The sequence below is a fragment of the Klebsiella sp. genome (genome assembly GCF_027492335.1).
GTDB classification, from domain to species: domain Bacteria; phylum Pseudomonadota; class Gammaproteobacteria; order Enterobacterales; family Enterobacteriaceae; genus Klebsiella; species Klebsiella huaxiensis.
In genome coordinates this window covers 45,999-70,743 of sequence record NZ_JAPUEW010000010.1, presented here as the reverse complement: position 1 = coordinate 70,743, position 24,745 = coordinate 45,999, and the positions used below count along the sequence as shown (strand labels likewise).

The 24,745-nt window shown below is 46.0% G+C and carries 23 protein-coding genes, 1 tRNA gene and 3 pseudogenes; 11 read left to right on the top strand and 16 right to left on the bottom strand.

Annotated elements, in window-relative coordinates:
- Positions 1 to 279: 279 nt before the first annotated feature.
- Positions 280 to 567 carry an acylphosphatase gene (gene yccX, locus QVF11_RS04085; RefSeq protein ID WP_287855284.1) on the top strand — a complete coding sequence of 96 codons (288 nt, stop codon included), beginning with the start codon at positions 280 to 282 and terminating at the stop codon, positions 565 to 567.
- Here yccX and tusE read toward each other — a convergent pair.
- Together tusE and yccA are read right to left on the bottom strand one after the other, a co-directional pair.
- Positions 564 to 893, bottom strand: a complete 330-nt coding sequence (tusE, locus tag QVF11_RS04080) for a sulfurtransferase TusE (protein WP_112215298.1) — start codon at positions 891 to 893, stop codon at positions 564 to 566. The genes yccX and tusE overlap by 4 nt on opposite strands.
- An 88-nt stretch (positions 894 to 981) precedes the next feature.
- Positions 982 to 1,641, bottom strand: a complete 660-nt coding sequence (gene yccA, locus QVF11_RS04075) for an FtsH protease modulator YccA (RefSeq protein ID WP_112215297.1) — start codon at positions 1,639 to 1,641, stop codon at positions 982 to 984.
- Between the two features lie 267 nt (positions 1,642 to 1,908).
- Between yccA and QVF11_RS04070 the strand changes: the two genes are divergently transcribed.
- Complete coding sequence (locus QVF11_RS04070; protein ID WP_287855283.1) at positions 1,909 to 3,537, top strand: ABC transporter substrate-binding protein; 1,629 nt, start codon at positions 1,909 to 1,911, stop codon at positions 3,535 to 3,537.
- A 141-nt stretch (positions 3,538 to 3,678) separates the two neighbouring features.
- Positions 3,679 to 3,766, top strand: a tRNA-Ser gene (locus QVF11_RS04065).
- 299 nt (positions 3,767 to 4,065) lie between these two features.
- Here the strand turns inward: QVF11_RS04065 and QVF11_RS04060 are convergent.
- Positions 4,066 to 4,636 (bottom strand): annotated as a pseudogene (locus QVF11_RS04060) (integrase core domain-containing protein); the annotation flags it as partial.
- 117 nt (positions 4,637 to 4,753) lie between these two features.
- Entirely contained in the window at positions 4,754 to 5,398 is a 645-nt protein-coding gene (locus QVF11_RS04055; RefSeq protein ID WP_287855282.1) for a hypothetical protein, read from the bottom strand.
- 486 nt (positions 5,399 to 5,884) lie between these two features.
- Between QVF11_RS04055 and QVF11_RS04050 the strand changes: the two genes are divergently transcribed.
- The 5 genes from QVF11_RS04050 to QVF11_RS04030 all read left to right on the top strand — a co-directional run bounded on the left by QVF11_RS04050 (position 5,885) and on the right by QVF11_RS04030 (position 11,466).
- Positions 5,885 to 6,454: a fimbrial protein gene (locus tag QVF11_RS04050; RefSeq protein ID WP_142512348.1), complete on the top strand. Its 570-nt coding sequence runs from the start codon at positions 5,885 to 5,887 to the stop codon at positions 6,452 to 6,454.
- Positions 6,455 to 6,512: 58 nt separating this feature from the next.
- Entirely contained in the window at positions 6,513 to 7,208 is a 696-nt protein-coding gene (locus QVF11_RS04045) for a fimbrial biogenesis chaperone (protein WP_142512349.1), read from the top strand.
- Positions 7,209 to 7,219: 11 nt separating this feature from the next.
- Complete coding sequence (locus QVF11_RS04040; RefSeq protein WP_287855281.1) at positions 7,220 to 9,613, top strand: fimbria/pilus outer membrane usher protein; 2,394 nt, start codon at positions 7,220 to 7,222, stop codon at positions 9,611 to 9,613.
- 20 nt (positions 9,614 to 9,633) lie between these two features.
- The gene (locus tag QVF11_RS04035; RefSeq protein ID WP_287855280.1) at positions 9,634 to 10,653 is read left to right on the top strand and encodes a fimbrial protein; all 1,020 of its coding nucleotides are present in this window, start codon (positions 9,634 to 9,636) and stop codon (positions 10,651 to 10,653) included.
- 111 nt (positions 10,654 to 10,764) lie between these two features.
- Positions 10,765 to 11,466 carry a hypothetical protein gene (locus QVF11_RS04030; RefSeq protein WP_287855279.1) on the top strand — a complete coding sequence of 234 codons (702 nt, stop codon included), beginning with the start codon at positions 10,765 to 10,767 and terminating at the stop codon, positions 11,464 to 11,466.
- Positions 11,467 to 11,834: 368 nt separating this feature from the next.
- Here the strand turns inward: QVF11_RS04030 and QVF11_RS04025 are convergent.
- Positions 11,835 to 11,951: pseudogene (locus QVF11_RS04025) on the bottom strand (YqaE/Pmp3 family membrane protein); the annotation flags it as partial.
- A gap of 61 nt (positions 11,952 to 12,012) precedes the next feature.
- A complete protein-coding gene (locus QVF11_RS04020; protein WP_287855278.1) occupies positions 12,013 to 12,780 on the bottom strand; it encodes an alpha/beta fold hydrolase in 768 nt (255 codons plus the stop codon).
- A gap of 128 nt (positions 12,781 to 12,908) precedes the next feature.
- Here QVF11_RS04020 and QVF11_RS04015 point away from each other — a divergent pair, with 128 nt between their 5' ends.
- A complete protein-coding gene (locus QVF11_RS04015; protein WP_287855277.1) occupies positions 12,909 to 13,793 on the top strand; it encodes a LysR substrate-binding domain-containing protein in 885 nt (294 codons plus the stop codon).
- Between the two features lie 17 nt (positions 13,794 to 13,810).
- On the opposite strand, the gene QVF11_RS04010 is transcribed toward QVF11_RS04015, so the two are convergent.
- Positions 13,811 to 14,209 (bottom strand): winged helix-turn-helix transcriptional regulator, encoded by a 399-nt coding sequence (locus tag QVF11_RS04010; RefSeq protein WP_048211800.1) that lies wholly within the window; start codon positions 14,207 to 14,209, stop codon positions 13,811 to 13,813.
- Between the two features lie 113 nt (positions 14,210 to 14,322).
- Here QVF11_RS04010 and namA point away from each other — a divergent pair, with 113 nt between their 5' ends.
- Entirely contained in the window at positions 14,323 to 15,423 is a 1,101-nt protein-coding gene (namA, locus tag QVF11_RS04005; RefSeq protein WP_287855276.1) for an NADPH dehydrogenase NamA, read from the top strand.
- 524 nt (positions 15,424 to 15,947) lie between these two features.
- Here the strand turns inward: namA and QVF11_RS28680 are convergent.
- The 3 genes from QVF11_RS28680 to QVF11_RS03990 all read right to left on the bottom strand — a co-directional run bounded on the left by QVF11_RS28680 (position 15,948) and on the right by QVF11_RS03990 (position 19,110).
- The gene (locus QVF11_RS28680) at positions 15,948 to 16,196 is read right to left on the bottom strand and encodes a hypothetical protein (protein ID WP_462660138.1); all 249 of its coding nucleotides are present in this window, start codon (positions 16,194 to 16,196) and stop codon (positions 15,948 to 15,950) included.
- Positions 16,197 to 16,441: 245 nt separating this feature from the next.
- A complete protein-coding gene (locus QVF11_RS03995; RefSeq protein ID WP_287855275.1) occupies positions 16,442 to 17,566 on the bottom strand; it encodes a mandelate racemase/muconate lactonizing enzyme family protein in 1,125 nt (374 codons plus the stop codon).
- Entirely contained in the window at positions 17,563 to 19,110 is a 1,548-nt protein-coding gene (locus QVF11_RS03990) for a BCCT family transporter (protein ID WP_287855274.1), read from the bottom strand. Before QVF11_RS03990 ends, QVF11_RS03995 begins: the two co-directional genes overlap by 4 nt.
- A gap of 127 nt (positions 19,111 to 19,237) precedes the next feature.
- On the opposite strand from QVF11_RS03990, the gene QVF11_RS03985 reads away from it, so the two are divergent.
- Positions 19,238 to 20,137, top strand: a complete 900-nt coding sequence (locus tag QVF11_RS03985; protein WP_112215261.1) for a LysR substrate-binding domain-containing protein — start codon at positions 19,238 to 19,240, stop codon at positions 20,135 to 20,137.
- Between the two features lie 216 nt (positions 20,138 to 20,353).
- Here QVF11_RS03985 and QVF11_RS03980 read toward each other — a convergent pair.
- The 6 genes and pseudogenes from QVF11_RS03980 to QVF11_RS03955 form a co-directional block, all read right to left on the bottom strand.
- A pseudogene (locus tag QVF11_RS03980) lies at positions 20,354 to 20,560 on the bottom strand (tyrosine-type recombinase/integrase); the annotation flags it as partial.
- Positions 20,551 to 20,682: a hypothetical protein gene (locus QVF11_RS03975; protein WP_287855273.1), complete on the bottom strand. Its 132-nt coding sequence runs from the start codon at positions 20,680 to 20,682 to the stop codon at positions 20,551 to 20,553. The pseudogene QVF11_RS03980 and the gene QVF11_RS03975, both read right to left, overlap by 10 nt.
- A gap of 149 nt (positions 20,683 to 20,831) precedes the next feature.
- A complete protein-coding gene (locus tag QVF11_RS03970) occupies positions 20,832 to 21,587 on the bottom strand; it encodes an SDR family oxidoreductase (RefSeq protein ID WP_112215260.1) in 756 nt (251 codons plus the stop codon).
- A gap of 57 nt (positions 21,588 to 21,644) precedes the next feature.
- Positions 21,645 to 22,598 carry a 2-hydroxyacid dehydrogenase gene (locus QVF11_RS03965; RefSeq protein ID WP_287855272.1) on the bottom strand — a complete coding sequence of 318 codons (954 nt, stop codon included), beginning with the start codon at positions 22,596 to 22,598 and terminating at the stop codon, positions 21,645 to 21,647.
- A 70-nt stretch (positions 22,599 to 22,668) separates the two neighbouring features.
- Positions 22,669 to 23,046 (bottom strand): VOC family protein, encoded by a 378-nt coding sequence (locus tag QVF11_RS03960; RefSeq protein WP_287855271.1) that lies wholly within the window; start codon positions 23,044 to 23,046, stop codon positions 22,669 to 22,671.
- Between the two features lie 84 nt (positions 23,047 to 23,130).
- A complete protein-coding gene (locus tag QVF11_RS03955; protein WP_287855270.1) occupies positions 23,131 to 24,459 on the bottom strand; it encodes an MFS transporter in 1,329 nt (442 codons plus the stop codon).
- Between the last annotated feature and the right edge of the window lie 286 nt (positions 24,460 to 24,745).

Sequence of the window (24,745 nt, the reverse complement as noted above, 5' to 3'; positions counted from 1 at the left end):
CATATGGTGCATGGATAGTTTCACAGGGTTCTGCTGGTTTTGTGTACATGTAGGCACGCTACTATTACAACCGAGAACCGTCTGCTAAGTATCAAAATCTTGTTATGGGTACAGGTTTAGAACTGCATCCCGGTGTGGGTATCGATACTAGCATTTACAAAGATGAATGGAATGGTACTAAAGTTATATCTAAGTCGGTTTTGATTAGTTTTGAATGAAAATCATTTTAAATCATATGGATGCTGCAACATCTGGTTCATAATGATAAGTGAGGTTATCATGAATAGTGCTTGTATTAGTATTTTGATTTGGGTATACGGTTCCGTTCAGGGCGTCGGCTTTCGCTATTCAACCCAGCGTGAGGCGCTACGGCTCGGGCTAACGGGTTATGCGCGTAATCTTGATGACGGTGGCGTAGAGGTTCTCGCCTGTGGCGAATCTCAGCAGGTGGATAAGTTGATTGACTGGCTGAAGGCCGGTGGGCCACGCAGCGCGCGGGTCGACAGAGTGCTGACAGAACCCCATCAACCCACCAGAGAGTGGCAAAAATTCGCCATTCTGTATTAGATGCATTTGACCGGTTTGGGCAGCCCGGCAATTTTTGTCGCCTGCTTAGCCGGGCCTTTCGGGAACAGACGGTAAAGGTAGCGGCTGTTGCCTTTCTCTTCGCCAAACTTGTTCGCCATTGCCTTCACCAGCATACGAATGGCCGGTGAAGTGTTGAACTCCAGGTAAAAGTCGCGCACAAAGCGCACCACTTCCCAATGTTCGGCGGACAGAGTAATCCCTTCCTGATCAGCGATAACTATCGCCATCGCTTCATTCCACTGGGTGGTATCTTTCAGATAACCGTCGTTATCGGTCTCAATTTCATTGTCTTCGAAGATAAACATAATTTTTCACATACTGCTGAAACTGGCGGCAGTGTAGCAAAAAATAAGGCCCCGCATAAGCGGGGCCTCGGAACAGCCGGGGAAAAGGTTAGTCTCTGCTGGCGAAGCCAAGGATGCTCAACAGGCTGACGAAGATGTTGTACAGCGAGACGTACAGGCTAACGGTCGCACGGATGTAGTTGGTTTCACCGCCGCGGATGATGTTACTGGTCTCAAACAGGATGGCACCTGAAGAAATCAGGATAAACACCGCGCTGATCGCCAGATGCAGAGCCGGTAACTGCAGGAAAATATTGGCGACCATACCGATAAGTACGACCACCACGCCCGCCATCAGCATCCCGCCAAGGAAGGACATATCCTTGCGCGTGGTCAGCACATATGCTGAGCAGCAGAAGAACACCAGCGCGGTACCGCCCAGCGCCAGACCAATCAAATCGCCCATGCCCGCAGACAGGTAAGCGTTAAGCATTGGCCCCAGGATATAACCCAGGAAGCCAGTAAAGGCGAATGCCGACAGAATACCTACTGGCTTATTCGCTGTTTTATAGGTCAGGAACATCAGGCCATACATACCGACCAGCGTCAAAATCAGACCCGGAGAAGGTAGCATTAGCACTGTGCTGGCCGTCGCCGTAATGGCGGAGAATGCCAGCGTTAGGCTAAGCAGGAAATAGGTGTTTCGCAGAACTTTGTGCGTGCTGAGAAGCGATGAACGGTCACGCGACGATGTAATTATACGATCCATGAGTCACTCTCTTATGACAGATGTAATTAATAACCAAGCATAAAAAAAGCAGAGCTGAAGCCATAGTGCTTTTACCCATCTTTACTTAGCCCTGAACGGCTTTATATAGCATATTATTCCGTAAAATATCACGTGAATAGCATGTTCGTATGTTCAGTTTGAAGAATTAGATCTAAATCTGATAAGTAACTGAAAAATATTGTGTTATCGCCATTCTGCGACTAAGTCTGGAGAGGGTACAAACCAAACGTAATAAAGGCAAGGGATATGAAATCACAAAAATATAATCACATCACACGTGTGCTACTGGCGGTCGGCCTGTTCTCAATGGCAATCCCGGTGCTGGCCGCTCAGGTGCCGCCGGGAACGGTATTGGCAGAGAAACAGGAGTTAGTCAGAAATAACGGTAGCGAGCCATCATCGCTGGATCCGCATAAAGTCGAAAGTGACGTTGAGTTTAATATCCTCAGCGATCTCTTTGAAGGATTGGTTAGCGTTTCACCGGCGGGGGAGATCCAGCCTCGACTGGCGGAAAAATGGGAAAATAAGGATAACACCATCTGGACATTTCATTTACGCCCAGGAGTGACTTGGTCCGACGGTTCGGCAATCACCGCGCAGGATGTTGTCTGGAGCTGGCAGCGCCTGGTCTCACCGCTTACCGCTTCCCCTTATGCGAGTTATCCTGGCAACATTCATATGGTCAACGCTGCGGAGATCGCGCGAGGGCAAAAAACGCCTGAGACGCTGGGGGTGAAAGCCATTGATGACACGACTCTTGAGGTAACGTTGAATCAGCCGAATGCGGCGTTCCTGGCAATGCTGGCACACCCTTCGATGGTTCCACTCGATAAAGTGCTCATCGCGCGTTATGGCGATAAGTGGACTAAGCCGGAGCATATGGTGACCAGCGGTCCCTATAAGCTCTCAAGCTGGGTAGTGAATGAGCGCATCGTGGCCGAGCGCAATCCGCGCTACTGGGACAATGCGCATACCGTTATCAATAAGGTGACATATTTGCCGATAAGTTCCGAAGCTGCCGATGTGAACCGCTATAAAGCGGGTGAGATCGACATTGTATATACCGTGCCGATTAATCAGTTTGCCCAGCTTAAGAAAACCATTGGCAATCAGTTGGACGTTTCGCCGCAGCTGGCAACCTACTATTACGAGTTCAATACTACCCGTCCGCCGTTTAACGATCCCCGTGTACGTCGCGCGCTGAATATGGCGCTCGACAAAGATATTATCGCCGAGAAGGTGCTGGGGCAGGGACAGCGTCCGGCGTGGCTTATCAGTCAGCCGGAAGTTGGAGGGGTCAAACTGCAAAACCCGGAGTACGCCAGCTGGCCGCGCGATAAACGTATTGCTGAGGCGAAAAAGCTACTGAATGAGGCGGGCTATAATGAGGCCCATCCACTGGTGTTTAATCTGCTCTATAACACTTCGGAATCGCACCAGAGAATTGCCATTGCTGCCAGTTCGATGTGGAAAAAGAATCTTGGCGTTGAGGTTAAGCTGCAAAACCAGGAGTGGAAGACCATGCTCGATACCATGCATACACATAATTTTGACGCTGTGCGCTATTCGTGGATTGCCGATTATGATGACGCGGCGACTTTCCTTAATAACTTCCGTACTGGCGATAGTGAAAACACCACCCAATACAGCAATCCTGCCTACGATGAGGCTCTGCACAATGCGGCCAAAGCAGCCGATGCGGCGACCCGGGGTAAGTTCTACCAGCAGGCCGAGGATATGTTGGGGCAGGATGTACCTGCCGTTCCGGTTTATCACTATGTGCGCACACACCTGGTGAAGCCGTGGGTGGGTGGGTTCATGCCTGACAAGCTGGGGTATTACTACACCAAAGATATGTACATCAAAAAACACTAACGCAGAGACGGTTTTTTTCGCTGAAATTCTGCGCAAACCGCCTGAATTTCAGGCGAATAGCACGATTTTGTTTATTTTTAAGGCGGTTGAATAAAATCGTGCTTTACAGTCCGAACGGAGGTGTTTATAGTGCGCCTCATTGGAAGCGTGGCCGAGCGGTTGAAGGCACCGGTCTTGAAAACCGGCGACTCGAAAGGGTTCTAGAGTTCGAATCTCTACGCTTCCGCCAAATCTAAACCCCAAGCTATTAATTAGCTTGGGGTTTTTTGTTTTATACGATTTCTGTTGTGCCATTTCTCTTTGGCTTAGAGTGTTCCCGGCTAGCTTGCATTGGAAGAAGAATGAGCTTTTAGCTACGTGTTGATGCATCTTCTGGTAGGCTCCGGCGATGATTATGTCCATCCTTTCAACGAACCCTCATTAACTGAAGTTATTATGCGGGATCATGCGAACCTCAGCATTTTTAGGTATAAGCACACCTGTTTTACTTCCTCGCGCTTTTGAGATTTCCGGTTTTTCTGTCATCAGCCGGTACTCTTCCTGTGTAAGATTATTCAGGGATTCATGAGAACGCTCGCTGTTATATTCCATCAGCCAGCGCTCGGTAATTTCCCGTGCTTCATTCAGTGTTCTGAACAGGTAAAAATCCAGAATTTCTGTCCGGTATGCCCGGTTGAACCGTTCGATAAAAGCATTTTGTGTAGGCTTACCCGGTTTGATAAATTCAAGCAACACACCATATTCCTCAACCCATTGTGCCAGCGCCAGTGAGACCCGTTCTTTCCCTTGCGGCGAAAATCCAGTTTCGAAGACAGTAAATGCGATAAATGCGTTTATGGTTCCAGGCCTTACCCTACTCAGCGATAATGTCTTTCAGGGCCCGGCATTTAAGGCTGAAATCGGCAAACACCTGTATGAGACGACGATTTTCGTCCTCAAGTTCTTTTATCTTTTTGATATCAGAGGTTTCCATACCGCCAAACTTTGCTTTCCAGTTGTGATAACTCTCTTCTGAGATACTGGCTTCACAGCAGACATCCTTAACGGTACGTCCGGCTTCGACGGACTTCAGAATGATAATGGAAGTGATTTGATTAATGTCGAAATATAAAAAAATAATAATGCAGAACTAAAGCAGACCAGCCTGTCACTGAAAGAAATAACTTAACGCATTATTCCTTCAGGAAAGTAACGAGAGGGCATTATGGCCCATTTTTTAGTATTCTTTATATGTTATGTAATAACTAAGTAACTCTGAATGGATTAATTTTACTAGTGTATTATTATCTTTGGCCTGCATTTTATTTCGAGCTCTGGCACAATGGTAATATATTTTATTGAGTTCACATTTTTGATTTTTTGCAATCTGTGATAATGGACTTCCACTCATCATCAAACAAATCACCGACGCTTCTTCTTTTGTTATTCCAAATTTTAACGTTGTAGCCAGGTAAATTTTATCCGCAGGTGGTATGGAATGAGCATGTACATCGTTTATCGAAATAAAAATCTCTGATAAACTAAGGCAAATTTTAGCATCAAGAATTGTTATATATAATCTGACAAGCTCATCAAAAACCACATTAGGTTTCTTTATAATAAATAAACGTGCTAACGGATAAAATGTACGTAAAAAAATGATGAACTGTAATGTTTCAATGTTTATCGCGGTGTGATCGACAACAATAAACTTTAATTTTTTACCGCGCAATGTGTTCTGTAGATCATGCATTAATTCATCTTTTGCTATGGATGGATAGCTACATACTTCATCAATCAGTGATTCTTCATTACGAGTATCAGAAAAATAGCTACTCAGAGCAAAGTTAAAATAGTAGGAATTAGATAAGGTTATCAGCACGATTCACTCCTTTTATGCACATCTATGTCGCAATGAAAAGACAACTAATGTAGGTCACCGTAAGTGCTGAGTGTGAATATGACATACTCTTTTTAGTAAAATCTGACGGCGTAGATTGGGGGATGAGAAGGTCTCTAATTATAATTAGTGCGCAACGCCTCATTTTTATATTTTTAGCTGAAATAACAATCTTGATAATAATTCGTTGTTTTTCATGATGAAAATCCTTCATTATCTGCGTTTTAAACTCAGGTGTTTAGGATTATTTAAATTTTATCATTACATATCTTACTTTTAAGCCTTGAATAAATGCCTGGAACAATGATTAGATGCAATTGCACAGCATGTTTCAAAATGTATCAGAGGTAATGAAGAATACGCATTTCAATATTTTAATATGATGCGTCGGAGGGCCGCTGTGTTTTTTATGTGGCTTGATGATGAGTGTTATGTAAATTTTTGAAAATTACAGATAAGGGGTTAATTATGAACATATTCATCAAAGGAATTGCGTCAGCAGCGGTAGTAATGATCTGTTCCCCAATATCGGCACAGGCTGCTGATGGCAAAGTGACCTTCAATGGTGAGATTATTACTAATACCTGTACTGTCATCAGCGGTGATAAAGATAAGATTGTCACACTACCAACAGTCCAGGCGTCTGCATTGTCTGCCGCCAATCAGACTGCGGGGACAACACCTTTCACTATTGGTCTTGAGAATTGTGCAAGTGCTTCGGACGTTTCGGTCTATTTTGAACCGAATGAGTATGTCTCTACGGAGGGGCGACTAAAAAATTCTATTCCTACTGGTGGTTCAGATAATGGCGCGGATAACGTTGATATCGAGCTACTGAATAATAATTATGGCGTAATTGATCTTGCAAACCAGACTATTGATACAGCGACTGGAAAAATAACAGGTGGTAATTCTACTATTGTCACACCTGTCGATGGTTCTGCGACACTACCTTTCTATGCCCGTTACTTTGCGACGAATGCCGCTGAGGCTGGGAGGGTGAGCTCCTACATTAACTTCACTATCGTTTATCCGTAACACGTTAAGGCAGCTCCGTTAGGGGCTGCCTGTCCTGAGAACAGGGAGGTGTTGAAATATGACTCGTTATGTTTTTACGTTTCTTATATCCGTATGTATACCTTTCACGAATGCAAGTGTTGTTATTGATGGGACCAGAGTTATCTTTCCATCTGACCGGAAAGAGGTATCAATCAGGGTTACTAATTCAGGAGATATGCCGTCACTGACGCAAGTATGGGTTGATGGTGGTACGATACAAAATAATACAGGAAAAGATCTGGCTCCTTTTGTGGTTCTGCCGCCAATAATTCGCGTTGAACCAGGAAAGGGACAGTCCTATCGTTTGATTTATAGCGGTACAGCTCTTCCACAAGATCGTGAGTCATTATACTGGTTTAACATGTTGGATATACCTCCAGAACCTAAAAATAGTCAAGATGGCAACTATCTACAGTTATCGATTCGTTCCCGCATTAAATTGTTTTATCGTCCGATAACATTAAAGGGAAATGTCAGCGAGGCTGCCAAATCGCTAATCTGGAGATTTCACAAGGAAAATAACACACTCACTGTGAATAACCCATCTCCATGGCACGTCACTATTGATAGCATCACCATTAATGGGAATAAACAATCTGCGGGTATGGTGGCGCCATTTTCAACGATGAGCATAAATAGTAAAGAGCGTGCACTTAAAACAATGCCAAGCAAGTTCAGTTTCACAACCATCAATGATTATGGTGCTGTTGTGACTCATAATTATCCTCAGTAAAGGAAGTTATTATGAAACTAAGGGAGATCAATGTTGGATTAATAGTGATAATACCATGGAGTGTCGCATGGTCAGAAGAGGCGTTTAATTTCAATAGTGCACATTTGCATAATGCGACACATATAGATCTCCAGAAATTTAAGTATGGTAACCCGATGAATATCGGGAATTATCGCAGTAAACTTTACATAAATGGTTCGTATGCGAGTGAAGTTGAATTCGAACTACAGAAAGTGGGAGAGAAAATTGAGCTCTGTGTAACACCAACACTATTTCGAATGATGAGACTTAAAGATAAAACATGGCCAGAAAAGGCTTTATGTATCCATTTATCGCAACTCAATGTGGGCATTTCATGGAGTTATGATGTCGGGGAGAATGCGTTAAATTTAACCGTCCCTCAGGAGTTACAACAACCAAAGTATCGAGGCGAGGTTAATCCGGAGAGTATCGATGTTGGTGTACCAGCAGCCGTGTTACGTTATCAGGCGAACAGCTATCAGAGCATTAATCATGGCGAAAGTAATAATTACAGTTACGTTGGGCTTGATGGTAGTTTTCGTGCTTACGGCTGGCGCTTTTACCATCAGTCTAGTTATCAGGCAAACGACAGCGATGCGCATTGGGATAATATTTCGACATACGCCGAGAAGAGTCTTTTCGATTTGAGCTCAACCCTTAGGCTCGGACAGGGATGGACAGATGGAACCTTCTTCGACAGCGTCAGTTTCGTTGGCGCCAGGGTTGCGACTGATAAACGGATGCTGCCTGGGTCACGACGTGGTTTTGCACCCACGGTAACGGGAATCGCCCGGACAAACGCGCGCGTCACTGTCACTCAAAATGGTTCATTACTCTATGAGGCCACCGTTCCGCCAGGTAAATTTGCCTTTGCTGACCTCTATCCAACGAATTCAGGTGGCGATCTGATTGTGACGATTAATGAGGCCGATGGCAGCCAGGATACGTTTACTGTGCCTTATGCTTCCATACCTGGTCTGGTTCGTAAGGAAGCGCTGTATTATGATTTGTCGATGGGATATCTGGATGACAGTGATATCTCAGAGCGTCCGGGATTCGGAGAATTAACGCTGCAGTATGGTTTTAATGACTATATTAGCGGCTATATGGGGGCAAACGGAACCGAGGGGTATTACTCCACTCTTGTCGGTAGTGCATTAAATACTTACTGGGGAGCACTGGCAGTTGATGTTACGCGTTCTTCCTGGAAAACGGTTGAAGATGACTGGAAGGATGGCTATCGCTGGCGCATTTCGGCAACAAAATCATTTACCAGTGATACCAGAGTTTCCTTATCGATGAGTCACAGTAACGATGCAAGGTATATTTCAATTCGTGATGCGGCATCGGCTAACGATCGTGACAACTATACTTACCGCGAAATGACAAGGTACACAGCCAACCTGTCGCAACAAATTGGTGGTGGTAGCTTGTCATTTTATGGAATATGGAGTGAAAACTGGAAGCACGGTACATATCGCTCCTATCAGCTAGGCTATTCGAATAATTTTAAACGCCTGGGCTACTATATCTATGCACAGAAAAGTCAGGATGCTAACTATAAAAATAACCAAATAGTTGGCATTTCTTTTTCTATACCTATTGGCGGTAATGACAATATTCATACTCGTTTAAATTACGACAAGAATAACGGCAACCAGTTACAAGCTACTTACACCGGGAGCCAAGGTGAAAAGAACGAACTTAGCTATGGTTTGACGACCAGTTACGATATGCCAAAGGAAGGGGGCCATGAGAATTCAATTGGGGCAAACGGTAGTTACAGAACGAATTATGCCTATCTGAATGCGAGTGCCAGCACTGGCAAGAATCAGCAACAGTATTCCCTTGGGACTTCCGGTGCGTTAGTTGCACATGAAGGAGGGGTGATTGCAACACCTGATATTGGTGAAACATTCGCCATTGTACAGGCCCCCTGGGCTTCCGGTGCGACGGTGGCGAATCGCATTGGACGTCCAGTGGATAATCGTGGTTATACCATTGTCCCTTATCTGAACCCGTTTACAGAAAACTGGCTGGATCTCGATCCACAAGGAATTAGCGATCAAGTTGAGATCGTCTCAAGCAGCACGGTCGTCGTTCCTGACTCCGGTGCGGCCGTGAAGGTAAAATTTGCGACCCGTACTGGCTACCCATGGTTTGCCAGTGTAACCCTCAGTGATGGTAATGCGCCGCCATTGGGGGCTGAGGTCTATGACAACAATGACATGGCAATCGGAGTCGTGGGACAAGGGGGAATGTTATATGCCAGAGTCCCAGACAGCAGTGGCGCTTTACATGTGGTGTGGGGAAAAAAGAGCCATCAGCGTTGCCAGCTTTCATATTCCGTAAATCAAGAAACCAGTCGTCACGTTTGCAAATAAATACTTAAGGAAGACAATAAATGAAGAGAGAAACGATTCTGGGGTTATCTGTTTTCCTGTATCTAGGGTATAGCCCCGCAGTACTTGCATGCGTAATGACCAGTGGCAAAACAATTGAATATAGTGTCAATATGGGTAATAAAGATTTTACGGTGGATGTTCTTAATCGTCAGACTGGAGATTTATTGTTCACATATGGTGGAATGACTCTGACTAATAATGCAAGCTGGAATATCAATTGTAGTGGTTCTGAACCGAGTGGCTACAAAAGTATTGGTGGTGCTCCCATTGGACCGGCTTATCAAAGCAAGCCTGGATATGTTTATAGTATCGATCGTCTGCCTGGAATTGGTTATAGTTTTCAAATGGGTGAGCAGGATGGTATTGATTTCGATTCACTTTTTATGCCTTATCCGGCAGCACATCCATTTTCTGGTGCAAAGTATTTTAATTCAGAAAGCAAAAAGCCAACAATTTATTTTTGGCGAATCCCTGATGCCAACGGTTTACCACCTCCAGGCCAATATTGCCTGAATGATTATCTCGGTGATATTTTTCTTGAGGGTGCCAATGCTTTAAGGTTTAGTGTGAATGGATTGTGCATTACGGTGAAATCTCCAACTTGCAAAATCAGTAATGCTGATATTAAAGTCAATCTGGGTAGACACAATAAGGCCGTATTTATGGGGGCTGGGAGTACCACAAATATGGTACCGTTCAATATAGACCTTACAACCTGCGAGAATGTCGGTAACATCTTTATGCAATTTAATGCGACGACTGATGGCAGTAATGCGGTAAACGGGATTATAAAACTCGATGATATTGGTGATGACATTGCCGCGACTGGAGTTGGCGTTCAGATATTAAAGAGTGGCGTCCCGATAGCGTTGAATGAACCTGCGACAATCTGGTCGGGAAGTAAAGGAAGTGAGTCGACCTACAGTTTCCAGTATCAGGCAAGATACATTCAGACTGAATCGACGGTTACCGCCGGCCAGGCTAATGCCAGTGCGACATTTGTGGTTACCTATAATTAAATTCGTGGGGTAAGAGGAGAATCTGTCGCTTACACAGTCAACATAGGATAAGTAATTACCATTGAAATGCACTTGAGGTCATGTGTTGCGATATTGTATGGAGAGTAAGCAATGTTATTAGTTGTTTCTGGATCTGGATATTTTGATTTGGGTTTTAGTAGCTATTTTTCAAGGGAGAGGTGCAGAGTAGAATGTATCGAAAAAATCCTATATTGTTCGTTTGAGCATCCTAAAAATATCGTCAGTAAAGCTATGTCTGTATCAGATAAGTATTGTCTAAAATGTCTCATCATCGATTATCCATGGAGCAATATCGAAGTCCTTCAGTCAGCGCTATATATAAAAATACACTTCCCACTTATTAGCGTAGTTGTATATTCAAACGGAGGGTACAGATTCAATGATTTGGAGGCGTCTTATCTTGAAATCCTTGGGGCTAAATTGAATGTGGGATTTTCGGGCGTATGCTCAGTGTTGATACAAAGGCGAATACCGGTATCTGCGGTCGATATCATTTATGCGTCAGCATCAAGGTTTGTCAAAATATCTAAAAAAGAAGCGTTGTTAATTTCTTTTATCCTGGCGGGAGTGAAGCTAAAAGATATAGCCAGCGCTTATAACAAAGATATTAAGAGGATTTATTATGACAGAAGTAAGCTTCTGAATAAGTTTAGCATTAAAAACAATATTGAACTGGAAAGTAAAATAAGGTGTTTTGTTTTGTGCCACACCGGTGGAGGTCTTGATGAGAGAGTATCGGCAAGCGAAAGAAAAACTGGATTCATTGATCTTTGCGATATGGTTAAACAGTAGTTTAAAAAATAATGACTTTGATTATAGCGCCATGCGTGAAGAGATTAATGATATTATTGTGCCATATGTTTACAGAAAGGAGTTGGACGATGTGATTGCGGTTGTCAACTTAATGATTTCATCAGACCCAGCTGCGCGACGAGAATATAATGAAATTCTATTTAAACGATTGCTCGATTTATACTCCGGGTTAGCGGGTCACCAGGCTATTGAAAATTATCTTTTGGCCAAAACTTACTAGGTATTTATGTTTATCCATAAAGTCGCTGGCATGATGGAATCCCCTGTGCCATGAATATAAACCACGGACAGACCCGGTATCACCAAACAAATAAAAACGGCGCTGCGGCGCCGTACAGGATCGTGGATTAATTGCGTGTTTGCACCCAGAAAGTATGAATCAGGCCGGGGATGTAGCCCAGCAGGGTTAGCACAATATTCAGAATAAATGTCCAGCCGAAGCCTTTACCTAACAGAATAAAGAGGGAGCAGTGTTTACTGTTCCCTTTTATTCGTGTAATGATTAATTATCAACCACGACATTGTTTATTTTACGGCGCTGACCGCATGAAGAATTACACTTGCCACGGCATCTGGCTGAGAAATATGTGGGGCATGACTGGCGTTTAGGGTAGTCACAGTCGCGTGGATTTTCTTCGCCATCGCGTTCTGTAAGTCAGTGTCGAGCATGTGATCCTGTTCGCTGACAATATACCAGGAAGGTTTATTTTCCCATGCCGCGTCATTCACTTTTTCGCCAAATACTGCGCCGTTAGTTGGGCCCTGAGTGGCATAGATCAGTCTCGCCTGTTCTGCAGTAACATCCTGCGCCAGGTGCCTGGAAACGCCTTCAGAAGTGAGCTTCAGATAACCCGCATCATCGGCATCAATATGGCTGAAACCTGATGGCGTAGGATAATCTTTTGTTAAATCACCGACAGACTCTCTGGCCGATGGCGCAAAAGCGGCAACATAAACCAGTGCTTTGACGTTCTCATTTTTTGCGCCTGCCTCTGTAATGACTGCTCCACCATAGGAATGGCCGACCAGCACAACAGGACCTTTTACTCGTGCCAGTGCGCGACGTGTTGTGTCGGTATCTTCAGCAAAGGAGGTGAGTGGGTTTTGTACGGCAACGACATTCAGCCCTTTAGCCTCAAGCAAAGGAATGACCTTATTCCAGGTTGAACCATCTGAAAATGCGCCATGCACAAGCACAACCGTAGGTTTCACAGCTTTAACATCAGCTGTAGATGCCAGCGCTGAACAGCTCATGGAGGCCGCCATTAGTAAGGAAAGAGAGAGATTTTTCATGTCAGGAACACCTTTGTTAATGATTGGATGCTCACGGTTAAGCGAGCCAGGTTGACGGGCAATGTACATTGAAAACGTAATGCGATAAATTTACGTAAATAACCATCACCTGGAACATTTCATTTCAAATGGATCGTTTAACCTGCATGCAGACATTCATTAGGGTGGTCGAGTCAGGCTCCATTTCTGCCGCTGCGGGTGAACTGGACCAGTCCTCCCAGCTGACAGGTAAGCAGTTACGCATGCTTGAGCAAAATCTTGGCATTCAGCTGATCAACCGTACGACTCGGAGCCAGAGCCTGACGGACAGCGGCCGTCTCTTTTATGAAAGAGCGAAAAATATTCTGGCTGAAATGGAAGAAGCGGAAGCCGTGATTGCTGAAACCCGTGCGATCCCCCGTGGTAATCTCAGGATCAGCGCTCCCATTACCTTTGGCAGTCAGCTGCTGGCCTCAAAACTGCCGGAATATCTCAAACAAAATCCCGAAGTCTCGCTCGAACTCTGTTTGTCGAATCGCACTGTCGATCTGGTTGAAGAGGGCTTTGATGCCGTATTTCGTACGGGGGAACTGGCGGACAGCCAGCTACTGGCAAGAACGCTTGCCCCCTATCAGATGGTTATCTGTGCCGCCCCGGCTTATCTCGATGAGGCTGGCACGCCCTTGGCGCCGCAGGATTTGACGCGGCACCAGTGCCTGATCTTTACCCACACATCAATGCGGACGGAATGGAAATTTGAAGGCCCTGGCGGACAAATCTCGGTACCTGTAACCGGCAGGTTTAAAACGGACAACAGCGAAGCCCTGCTTGCGGCGGCCCTCTCAGGGCTGGGAATCATTATGCAACCGCATCCGTTGATGAGCGCGGAAATCGCCGCCGGGCGGCTGGTGCGGATGCTGCCCGATTATGAACTACCCGGTCGACCAGTCCATGTGCTTTATGCCCAGGACAGAAGAATGACTCCGCGATTACGCAGTTTTATCGATTTCTGCATCACCCATTTTGGTCCTTAGATACCCGTGAAGGCGGCTTACTTCGGATCGCCAAGAACCTTTTTCAGCTCCTCGATATCTTCTTCAACCGCGGTTTTAAGACCGCGGCGTTCCAGCCAGTTTCTGCCCCATATACTGAGATCCAGAACCAGCTTGTTCAGCTCCCGTCCTTCGTCACTCAACGAGTATTCAACCTTTGGTGGAACAACGGGATAAACCTGGCGAATAATCAGGCCATCCTCTTCAAGTTCACGCAGTTGCTTCGTCAGTAAACGCTGATTAATGCTGGTTAAAAACCGCTGGAGTTCGCTAAACCGAAGCGTACCGTCCTTAAATAAATGATAGAGGATCACCCCTTTCCATTTCCCGCCCATGATATGCAGTGCCGCTTCCATTGAACAGCCTGGTGCCGAATCGTAGTTACGTAATTTCTTCATAAAAACATCATGGTTACCTTTTGGTAAGTATGTGTATTTTTTTAGTGTATAAACGAATTTTCTCAGTATGGTACTTTTAGCGGGCTAAATATCAATCACTTTCTGGAGTAGAAATGTCAGCTTTGCTTTTTGAACCCATCACAATCAACGGCGTTGAATTCCGCAACCGTATTGCCATGTCCCCGATGTGCATGCACTCGGCGTCTGACGACGGTAAGGTTAATGATTTTCATGTTATCCACTACGGCGCGCGAGCCCTGGGCGGAGCAGGTCTGATCATGCTGGAAACGGCCTCTGTATTACCGAATGGCCCAATCGGTCCTGGCGACATCGGTATCTGGGATGACAGCCACGTTGACGGTTTGTCCCGCGTGACGGACGCCATTCACCGCTTTGGTGCGAAAGCAGGTGCGCAACTCGGCCACGCAGGTCGCCAGCTGGGTATTGACCTGCCATCCATCGCGCCGTCTGCCATTCCGTTTACAGTGGAATCCCGCGTGCCGCAGGCGATGAGCATTGAGCAGATCAAAGAGGTAGTAGAGGCATTCAGACAGGGTGCACGCCGTGCGCGTGAAGCGGGTTTCGACGTTATCGAAATCCACGGTGCCCACGGCTATTTGCTTAATCAGTTCCTGTCGCCTGTGGCGAACAAGCGCACTGATGAGTACGGTGGTAGCCACGAGAATCGCTACCGAATTGTGCGTGAAGTTATCGATGTGGTGCGTAGCGAGTGGAAAGGTCCATTGTTCCTGCGGATCTCTTCAACCGATTACGTAGAAGGGGGAAACCGTCCGGAAGACTTCCTGATCTACGGCAAATGGATGAAAGAGCAGGGGATTGACCTGATTGACTGTTCGACCGGTGGGATTGCGATGGTACCGGTAAACACATATCCCAATTACCAGGTTCCGGCAGCTGAATTGCTGCGCAGGGAACTGAGTATTAAAACCGGAGCTGTAGGTCTAATCGAAACGGGCCGTCAGGCAGAAGAAATACTGCAGAATGGCCGCGCAGATATCGTTCTGGTTGGCCGCGATATGTTGAAAGATCCCTTCTGGGCACGAACCGCTGCAGACGATTTGAACGTTACCCTTCCGGTCCCGGCACAGTACACCCGCTATGGTTCAGGCTGGCAACGCTCTCAGCCGCGACTGCCAGCGGCTGAACTTAAAAGCACGGTAGAAAAAAAACTGGAGCCACCGTCAGCCCAGTAAGGTTGTAATACTGTATCTGTACCAGGGTCAGCCTTTGTTATAACCCTCATTATTAAAAACAGAAGTTCTTTCCTGTTACCCCTGCATGCTGATGCGGGGGGATTATTACGATTATCGAATTTGGTATTACTGGTATATAGACAAAAGCGCAAAATATTTACAGAGGAAACAATTCCGAACCACACTTGTTCAAATTATTGCATTGTCCGATTCTGGCACAGGCTGTGTGAAAATTCGTTTTTTGTAGCATCTGAACACTATTTACGGCCAGAGATATAATAATTCCCCTGATATTTACCGTATAAGATGTGAGTTCTTTTCAGGATCAGTTCAGGGTTTTTAAAGCTTTATACTGAATGCTACTGGATTGTTATTAGGCACTAAGCTAATACAGTTAAAGCGACTATCGTCGTTAATTGAATTGCTCCCGCAACTTGACGTTCAGCCCTTCAGTGCCCCAGATGCTCATCATTCTTTTCAGGTTATAGGCAAGCACATGTAGACTAATTTCTGTGCTGACATTTTTAAATCGTCGCATCAGGAAGTGAGTCGCCCCGTTTTGATGTGGTGCATTTTGACCGCTGGCTGCAATCACGACATGCGATATTATTAAAGTATATTTGCAGTTCTAAACCATCTTCAATTACCGTAAATCTATTCTGAAGCTCGCTACCTACCCGCCGGGAAGACTGAATACGGTTCAGGTATCCATAAATATAGAGCTTTAGCATGGTTGCCTGATATCTGCCCAAACCTTCAATGTGGTGGGTCATATCGCCCCTGCGAGCTTTATTCATAACTTTTTAATTTTACTAAAAAAGCATATCTCTACACGAAACTGGCAAGAATAATTGATCATACGAGCGTATTGCTTAGGCCAAAAAGTGATCAGTGGTTTTCATACAGCCTGAGTGAAAATCGGACGTTGGGCTCAGTGAAGCCTGCGGTATCGGTGTAATACTCTGTAATTTCCAAATGGAATCCCCGCCCCTCAAGGCGGGGAGGATATCAACTGGATTTAGAAATCTACAACACGATATTCTTTGATAAAATCTTCATCCAGGTGTAGTCCCAGACCGGGTAAATCAGGAACTGTCACTTTCCCGTCTGTTACAGGAACTTTATTTTTTACCAGATATTTATAGATGGGACTCTCGCTCTGAGAATATTCAATCAAATCTCCAAATCGGGTTGATGCAAGAAAATGTATTGTTGCATGCAACAGGATACCTGTACTGAAGCCATGTGGAACCAGACTGACACCATTGGACTCAGCAAGTTGATTTATTCTTTTCATCTCTGTAATACCACCACACCTGGTGATGTCTGGCTGTACAATAGCTGGATTTGCTTCCTCGATAAATTGTTTGAATTCAGCATAACTGGTCAGGGCCTCTCCTCCTGTAATTTTAACAGGTAAGGCTTCCGAAAGCCTGCGGTAACATTTCAGACTGTCGGAGGGAACGGGTTCTTCTATCCAGTTAATATTGAAATCCTTAAGCATTTCATAGCGGGTCTGCGCATATGAGAAGTTTCTCCATAATCCAACCAGATCCAGTTCTATATCGATTTTTTCACCGACCACTTCACGTATGCGTCTTACCGTTTCGTAATCTCTGTTCGGGTCAATGCCGAACTTATTTCCACCAAATTTAATGCTTTGAAATCCCTGACGAATCAGACTTAGTGCTTTGGAACAACTTTCATCATCGTTGTCTGAAGGGATGAATGTACCATAGGCATCAATGTGATCCCTATATTTGCCTCCTAGTAAAGTATGAACCGGAACACCATAAAACTGGCCAGCGATATCCCATAAAGCAATATCCACGGCACTGATAGCATGTACGCCAGCTCCCCTGCGTCCCATATATTCACTACCAGTAAACATTTCATCCCACAAACGTGTTATCTCGAGAGGATTTTTTCCTAAGAGAATCTCTCGTAATCCCCTGCAGGTCGAGTGAGAAGAGGGTGTTTCAATAAATGATTTAACTACCAGAGGAGAGCTGTCTGACTCACCATAGCCTGTAATCCCCTCATCAGTGCTGATTTTAACAATGACCGCATCCTCACCCCATTCACAGACATGATTCAGTTCAGGAACTCGTAACCAAATGACATCAATATCTGTAATCTTCATTTTACATCCTTTTCAAAATTATGATTTTTAAGCCATTTAATTAAGCCATAAGCGCAGATAATCAAAATGACGATGAATGGCGCGGCCGTCAGTGTGACAGCTGTTTTCAATGTGGATAGCGATGCATTTATATACAGCATTGCCAGAGGTATTAATCCCAGCATAATGCACCAGAACACCCTTAACTCTCTTTTTGGATCCTGACCCTGTTGTAATCCTTTGGTACTGACTGCCGCTACAGTATAAGCCGTTGCATCGAGGTGTGAAGCCAGAAATACCAGCATCAAAAGGAAATAGAATAGAGAGAAAAAGGAACCAAAAGGTAACTGAGAAAGGAGTTCACTTACAGCAGATTCACCCGCGTTAGCTTGTAATAATGCTGGCGCATTAACTACTGAAGAATTAAATAAGTCGATAGCGAAACCACTCATGCTACCAAAGAAGAACCAGCATCCGGCGCATCCACCCAGGATAAGGCCAAGAATTAATTCTCTTACCGTTCTGCCTCTGGAAACACGTGTGATGAAAATAGAAACCCCAGGTGTGTATGTTATCCAGTAAAGCCAGTAAAATACTGTCCAGTCTTTATTAAATGTTCCCTGGTCAATAGGATCTGTGAACAAGCTCATATGGACGAAATTGGTAAATGTGAGTCCAAGTGAATTGACAAAATTGTCGACGATGAATGTCGTCTTACCAAGAAACAAAACTACAACGCCAAACAACAAGGTCATACCACATGCAGCTTTTGCAAGTTTCTGCATACCGCCGTCAATACCGATGTATGAGCTCAAGGAGAAAGTCAGCGTAATTATCGCGAGAAGAATCACCTTAAGACCAAATGTGTTTTCAAAGTCGAACATTGTCGATAGCCCGACAGAAACAGTACCAACTGTAATAGTCGTGGTCAGAACCAGTCCACCAAAGGTGGAGAAGAGGAATATCAGGTCAATGATTTTCCCCAACGGACCTTTGTCAGAAATACCTGTTATTGATGATATGAGAGATGATAAATTAAGACCTTTTGATTTGTTAATATAAAAATGGTAGGCCATTGCCAGTGATGCAATAGCATAAATTGACCACGGAGTTAACCCCCAGTGAAAGAATACATAAGACAGACTTGCTCGTAATGACTCCTTGCTTTCTGGTGTAATGTTGAGGCCAGGAGTATTATAATAATAAGCCCACTCCATAAATGCCCAGTACATTGTTGCAGACCCCAATCCTGCACAAATAAACATGAATATCCAACTGATATTAGAGTATTCAGGCATTCCTTCACCTAGCTTGATATTCCCGAAACGACTACCGGCAATCAGCAATGCCATGACAACACAGGCGAAACCAAGTAGCTGAACAACAGAACCTATTGAGGTCGTTAATCCATTAAAAAGGCTTTCTGCCATCTTCTGCGAAGAGGCCGGATATAGCATGAGAAGAATAATCGTGCTGATAACCACTACTATGCTTATTGTGATAAGAAATACGTCATTTCTGACGGGAGGACTCTTTTCAGGTGTAGATCTTTCATTCATTTCCATAGTATCTTCCATTCGATTCAATTCAGCAGGGAACTACTTTTTCATTTATCATTAAATTAAACTGGCAACTTACGTACAACGCCTTTTTCCTTATAGAAGTATTACATATCCTAATTCATGAGGGTTTATGGAAACGAAAATGACAAGAGTCCCGCAGCTTTCCTGGCTCCTTGCATTCAAGAGTGTGGTTGAACATGCAAGTTTTACACACGCAGCACGTGACTTGAGCCTCACTCAGTCAGCAGTCAGTCAACGCATAGCGAAGCTTGAAGACTTGATGCGTACACAACTTTTCTTCAGAAACTCAAAACGAGTTGAGCTGACAGATGCAGGAAGAATGTTACTGGATCAGATCCAGTCGCCATTCGATGAGATTCTGGACGTTCTTGAGAGCTATAATCAGGGGCTTGCAAGCAAAAGTCTGGTAATTGAAACGGAGCCTGTCTGGAACCGGGTGATTCTTTCCCCTGAACTTCCCCGTTTTCTTTCCCGACATAAGGATATTATTTTTCGTCAGACTCTGACAACTCATCACCTTGATTTTTCTGTCGGTACAGAACTCGCAATAAAGTGGGGAGAAGGTGTATGGCCTGGTTTTGATGCGCAATATCTTTCCGGTCTTGATTATTATCCTGTGTGCTCACCTGCCTATATGCAGCAGAATAATCTTTCCTCAATTGAGGACCTTGCGAGAGTTCAGATTCTTCATGAGAGAGATTACTCTGACTGGCGCTTCTGGCTGAAGTACCATCCTTGTAAAGGCATAAATCTGAATGGTGGTCATATCGTGGGAGAATCCAATATTTTGATGCAACTCGCGATATCTGGGGTGGGAGTCGCTCTATGTGGGATTACTCTGGTCCGTGAATATCTGGATTCAGGTCTTCTTGTTCTGCCGTTTCCTGAATTAAAAGTACGTCACCATAAGGCGTATTATATTCTGACGCGGAAAAATCATAAATTGTCCGAACAGGCGCGCATGTTCACTGACTTCGTTAATGACTTTACCCTGAATAAATCAGGTTAATATTTTTGGCACTGTTGCAAGGTTTGTGGTGAGCGAGCCATTAGTGTTATTAATATGTGGTAATGTTAGCAATATCTCCATCGACTTTCAGGACACTGTAAACTTCCGCTTCTGGCACTTAACTGCCAGTGGAGCCGCTCCGGTTAATACTTCAGAAAAAAGAGGTACTATCGTGTACCTCCGATGGAATAGTATGCAATCCCGGCTTGTGGCAATTCAATCACCTGATCGTGTTACATAATCTGCCCATGCCTGCATCATCGGGCGACGTTGTTCCAGTAAATCCGTCCTATGGTAAGCGGCCTCAACTTTACTCTGAATTGCGTGTGCGAGTACTCTTTCAGCAAGATCCCGTGAGTAACCATATTCGCTGCACCAATCACGAAAACTTGAGCGAAAGCCATGCGCAGTGGCTACTCCTCCGGCGGAGAGAAATAGACAATCAACGTCCGGTACGGCCCGGTAATATTCTCCGATGCGAAAGCGGTCGACCCCGTCAACCCGATGACCATCATCGTCAGAAATGCGCTAATTACTGTTCTCATGATGTTTATTCCCTCAATCAGCAAACGTCACGTACTTAACGTTATTCTGGCGTAAGCCGACTGTCGTCAGGCTGACGGTCTTCTGACAAGGCGCTATTGAGGACGTTTTTATGGGCTGAGAGACCCAGCCCATATGGTGTTACTTCCAATCAGCCACGGCCAACGAACGGCATGGTGGTCGCCATCACGGTGATAAACTGCACGTTGGTGTCGAGCGGGACGCCAGCCATGTAAACCACGCTGTTGGCAACCTGTGAGACATCCATCATCGCTTCAACCGCCACTTCTCCATTGGCCTGTTTGACGCCTTTTGACATGCGCTGCGACAGTTCGGTGTGCGCATTGCCAATGTCAATCTGACCGCAGGCGATGCCGTATTTACGGCCATCAAGGGAGATGCTTTTCGTCAGGCCGGTCACGCCGTGCTTTGTTGCCGTATAGGCCGCTGAATCAGGACGCGGGGCGTGGGCGGAAATCGAACCGTTGTTGATGATTCGCCCGCCCTGAGGGCTTTGTTCTTTCATCAGGCGGAAGGCGCCCTGGGCGCAGAGAAACATCCCCGTCAGATTGACATCAACAACCGCCGTCCACTTCTCGTAGCTCAACTCTTCGAAGGGAATACCCGGGAAATTAGTCCCCGCGTTGTTGAATAGCACGTCAAGATGACCGCATTTTTCATGGATCCGGGCGTACAGAGCCGTCACGGATTCCGGACTGGTAACGTCGGTTGGTACCACCATTGACTGTTCGCTGCCGCCAAATGCTGCAACGGTTTCCAGTAAGGGTTCCAGACGGCGTCCGGCGAGGACCACAAAATAACCGGCATTCGACAAGGCGACAGCCGTCGCTCTGCCAATCCCGCTGCCTGCGCCGGTGACGAGGGCGATTTTACTTGAAGTGAACATAGCTACATCCTTCTGCTTCATTAACGTTACTGGAATGGTTGGCTAAAATGTTGACTCTCAGGCCGTCAGGCTGCATTCAGGACGCTGGCCGCTCAACGCCTGTGCAAGGCTTGCCAGCACCATTTCGCCCATGGCGGTTCGGGTTTCAATCGTGGCGCTTGCACGGTGAGCCTGCAGAACAACGTTATCCATCCCTAAAAGCGGGGCGGGAACATTCGGCTCATCAACGAAAACATCCAGCCCCGCCCCCTGAATACGTCCGGCAACCAGGGCATCCACGAGGTCAGGTTCATTGACCAGCTTCCCGCGGGCGATATTCACGAGAAAACCGTTCTCACCGAGCGCTTCAAGTACGGCGGCATTGACGATACCTTCCGCTTTGTCTGCCGAGGCCGCGAGGATCAGCGCATCGCTCTGTCGGGCCAGCTCCTGCAGGCTGGCGACAAACGGATAGTCGAGGTCGGTCATCTGGTGAAGATCGGTATAGGCAATCGGGCAGCCAAAGGCTGAGGCGCGCGTAGCGATGGCGCGTCCAACCCGGCCCATGCCAACAATTCCTACGCGCATACCGCTAAAGCGGCGGGAGAGGGGAATCGCTCCGGGATGCGGATTTTTCGCCCATTCGCCGTTGCGCACCACGCGGTCGCCTGAGCAAATACCCCGGCAGGTGGCAATCAGCAGGCCAATGGCCAGGTCGGCAACGTCTTCTGTCAGCGCGCCGAGGGTAGCGGTGACGTGAATCTTACGTTTACGTGCATAGTCCAGGTCGACAGCATCAACGCCAACGCCGTTGATAGCGACGACTTCCAGCGCGGGCAATTGCGCCATTAATGCATTGCTGATGCCGGTGTGACCACCAGAAATGACGCCGCGAATAGTGTTACCATATTCTTTGATAAACGCTTCTTTATCTTCCTGCTCAAAGAAACGATGCACGGTATACAGCGCGTTTAATTTCTCACTAATCGCGGGGATAAGGATAGGATTTAACTGCAGGATGCTGGGTTTCATTATGCTATATCCATAGTTGCGGCCAATAAATGGCTGGCTAAATTTTTATGTTTACGTTTGCCGGGGGTGATTAACTCAAGCGCCGCTCAAGTATTTCAATCGAGATGTTTTGCGGCCCGCGAATAAAACAGCCGCGTACGCCAGGACGAATAGCGATCGGTTCCTGGGTGAATTCCACACCTTTGCTTTTTAACTCGGCGGCGATTTCATCCAGGTTGTCGACCGTCAGACCGAAATGGTCGAGCCCCTGATAGGGCGGCAGCGGCGGTGGCGCAACGCCGTCTCCTTCGCTCACCGGGGCGATAAAGATATTGATTCCGGCTAAGCGGATATCTACCTTGCCGGGCTTGCGAACGATCTCTGCGTTCAGGCAGCGCTCGAACCAGGCAGCGGTCAGTTCAGGGTCAGGACTGCGCAATTGCAAATGATCCCAGGTGTATTTTGACACGTTCACTCCTCTGTCTATAAAACCGGTTTGAGCCACAGACGAACGCGGATAGCGGCTCAAACCGGGTGAATCAGCGTTGACTTATTAGTCCATTTCGATGCGGGACAATGGCCCCAGCAGGAATGAATAAGCGAATGCACCAATTAAACACATAATCCCCATCATATTGAGCGCCCAAAAGAATTGGCCAGTCGCATGAAGGATATAACCAATCATTATCGGTGTAGTGACGCCAGCAATATTAGCCGCGAGGCTGGTGATACTGCTGGTTAATCCAATATATTGCCTTGGTGCTATTTCAGACACCGCTGCCCACGACGAAGAACCCACGCCCTGAGCAAAGAAAGAGATGGTTAAAATAACAATGATCATCTCGTTAGAGGTGACAAAGTTAACGAGTAGTATTGATGAGCCCAGCAGCGTGCCGATAATTAATGGTGCTTTTCTGGCGGCCGAGATCGAATACCCGCGGCGAATAAAGAAATCTGAGAAAAAACCCGCTAATAATATCCCTGCGGTTGCGCCGATAAACGGTAAAGCCTGGAATATACCGACTTTAATCATAGTCATCTGGCGCTCTTCAACCAGGTACGTCATAAACCAGGTGGTAAAGAAAACCAGAATAGCGTTATTGCAAAACTTGCCCAGACAAATAGCCAGAATCTGACGATGCTTGAGCAGGCGGAGCGCATTTTTCCAGTCAAAACGATCCCGTGTTTTTTTCCCAACAAGACCGCCTCCCTCTTGAATATGCTTCAATTCGGCTGCGTTGACGGCTTTATGATTTAACGGATCGCGATACCAGAGATACCACAGAATACCGAATATTACGCCTGCGCCACCGGTCAAATAAAAGGCGGAGCGCCAGCCAAAGCCGTTGGCAATCCACAGCAGCAGGCCGGTGAATAACGGCGTGCCGATATATTGCCCCATAACGTAAACGCTGGTGGCAAAGCCGCGCTCACCGGTTGGAAACCACATGGTGACGGCGCGGGCGTTTGATGGGAAGGCCGGGGCTTCAAGCGCGCCAATTGCCAGACGAGAACCAAACAGCATATTAAAGCCGCTGGCGACACCTTGCGTCATGGTGGCCAGCGACCAGGTTATCAGGGAAAACGCGTAGGCAATACGTGAACCTAAGACATCCGCAATAATTCCTCCGGGAATGAGCGCAAACGCGTAAGTAAGACCAAATGCGGCGAAAATTTGCCCCATCTGAACTTTATCCAGTTGGAGGTCTTTACTGATAAATGGCGCCAGAATACCCAGACTCGATCTGTCGACAAAATTGATAATTGTCGCCAAGAGAATAAGGGCCAGCATGTAATACCTGATGCGCGTCGCCTTCTGTTGGGGAACCGCTCTGGCATCTATCGATGCCTCAGTCAGTTCTTGCTGTTGCATATTACTCATATTTTTCGTCCTTCATGGATTTGTAGGTATACGTTTTATTCTTTAACCCTTGTTGATAGCGGGTTAATCATTATTTCGTAAGGTGTCAATCCAACCCAAATGCCCATCGATTTTCATGAGCAACGGTTCTACAAATAAAAAATTGATACGTCTTCTTGCCGGGAGATTAAACCCGCGTAAACGCTTTTTTCTGTCGATTCCGTCGCTTGCTGTGTTTGTGGTTTTTCAGGGCATCAATTTGTCAGGCTTCACTGCATATGACCATTGATTGGGCTGACGTTAAAAT

What these genes read in the sequence shown, in the direction of transcription:
- yccX (WP_287855284.1), top strand. Translation starts at nt 280, where the DNA reads ATGAATAGTGCTTGTATTAGTATTTTGATTTGGGTATACGGTTCCGTT.
- tusE (WP_112215298.1), bottom strand. Translation starts at nt 893, where the DNA reads ATGTTTATCTTCGAAGACAATGAAATTGAGACCGATAACGACGGTTAT.
- yccA (WP_112215297.1), bottom strand. Translation starts at nt 1,641, where the DNA reads ATGGATCGTATAATTACATCGTCGCGTGACCGTTCATCGCTTCTCAGC.
- QVF11_RS04070 (WP_287855283.1), top strand. Translation starts at nt 1,909, where the DNA reads ATGAAATCACAAAAATATAATCACATCACACGTGTGCTACTGGCGGTC.
- QVF11_RS04050 (WP_142512348.1), top strand. Translation starts at nt 5,885, where the DNA reads ATGAACATATTCATCAAAGGAATTGCGTCAGCAGCGGTAGTAATGATC.
- QVF11_RS04045 (WP_142512349.1), top strand. Translation starts at nt 6,513, where the DNA reads ATGACTCGTTATGTTTTTACGTTTCTTATATCCGTATGTATACCTTTC.
- QVF11_RS04040 (WP_287855281.1), top strand. Translation starts at nt 7,220, where the DNA reads ATGAAACTAAGGGAGATCAATGTTGGATTAATAGTGATAATACCATGG.
- QVF11_RS04035 (WP_287855280.1), top strand. Translation starts at nt 9,634, where the DNA reads ATGAAGAGAGAAACGATTCTGGGGTTATCTGTTTTCCTGTATCTAGGG.
- QVF11_RS04030 (WP_287855279.1), top strand. Translation starts at nt 10,765, where the DNA reads ATGTTATTAGTTGTTTCTGGATCTGGATATTTTGATTTGGGTTTTAGT.
- QVF11_RS04020 (WP_287855278.1), bottom strand. Translation starts at nt 12,780, where the DNA reads ATGAAAAATCTCTCTCTTTCCTTACTAATGGCGGCCTCCATGAGCTGT.
- QVF11_RS04015 (WP_287855277.1), top strand. Translation starts at nt 12,909, where the DNA reads ATGGATCGTTTAACCTGCATGCAGACATTCATTAGGGTGGTCGAGTCA.
- QVF11_RS04010 (WP_048211800.1), bottom strand. Translation starts at nt 14,209, where the DNA reads ATGAAGAAATTACGTAACTACGATTCGGCACCAGGCTGTTCAATGGAA.
- namA (WP_287855276.1), top strand. Translation starts at nt 14,323, where the DNA reads ATGTCAGCTTTGCTTTTTGAACCCATCACAATCAACGGCGTTGAATTC.
- QVF11_RS28680 (WP_462660138.1), bottom strand. Translation starts at nt 16,196, where the DNA reads ATGACCCACCACATTGAAGGTTTGGGCAGATATCAGGCAACCATGCTA.
- QVF11_RS03995 (WP_287855275.1), bottom strand. Translation starts at nt 17,566, where the DNA reads ATGAAGATTACAGATATTGATGTCATTTGGTTACGAGTTCCTGAACTG.
- QVF11_RS03990 (WP_287855274.1), bottom strand. Translation starts at nt 19,110, where the DNA reads ATGGAAATGAATGAAAGATCTACACCTGAAAAGAGTCCTCCCGTCAGA.
- QVF11_RS03985 (WP_112215261.1), top strand. Translation starts at nt 19,238, where the DNA reads ATGGAAACGAAAATGACAAGAGTCCCGCAGCTTTCCTGGCTCCTTGCA.
- QVF11_RS03975 (WP_287855273.1), bottom strand. Translation starts at nt 20,682, where the DNA reads ATGAGAACAGTAATTAGCGCATTTCTGACGATGATGGTCATCGGGTTG.
- QVF11_RS03970 (WP_112215260.1), bottom strand. Translation starts at nt 21,587, where the DNA reads ATGTTCACTTCAAGTAAAATCGCCCTCGTCACCGGCGCAGGCAGCGGG.
- QVF11_RS03965 (WP_287855272.1), bottom strand. Translation starts at nt 22,598, where the DNA reads ATGAAACCCAGCATCCTGCAGTTAAATCCTATCCTTATCCCCGCGATT.
- QVF11_RS03955 (WP_287855270.1), bottom strand. Translation starts at nt 24,459, where the DNA reads ATGAGTAATATGCAACAGCAAGAACTGACTGAGGCATCGATAGATGCC.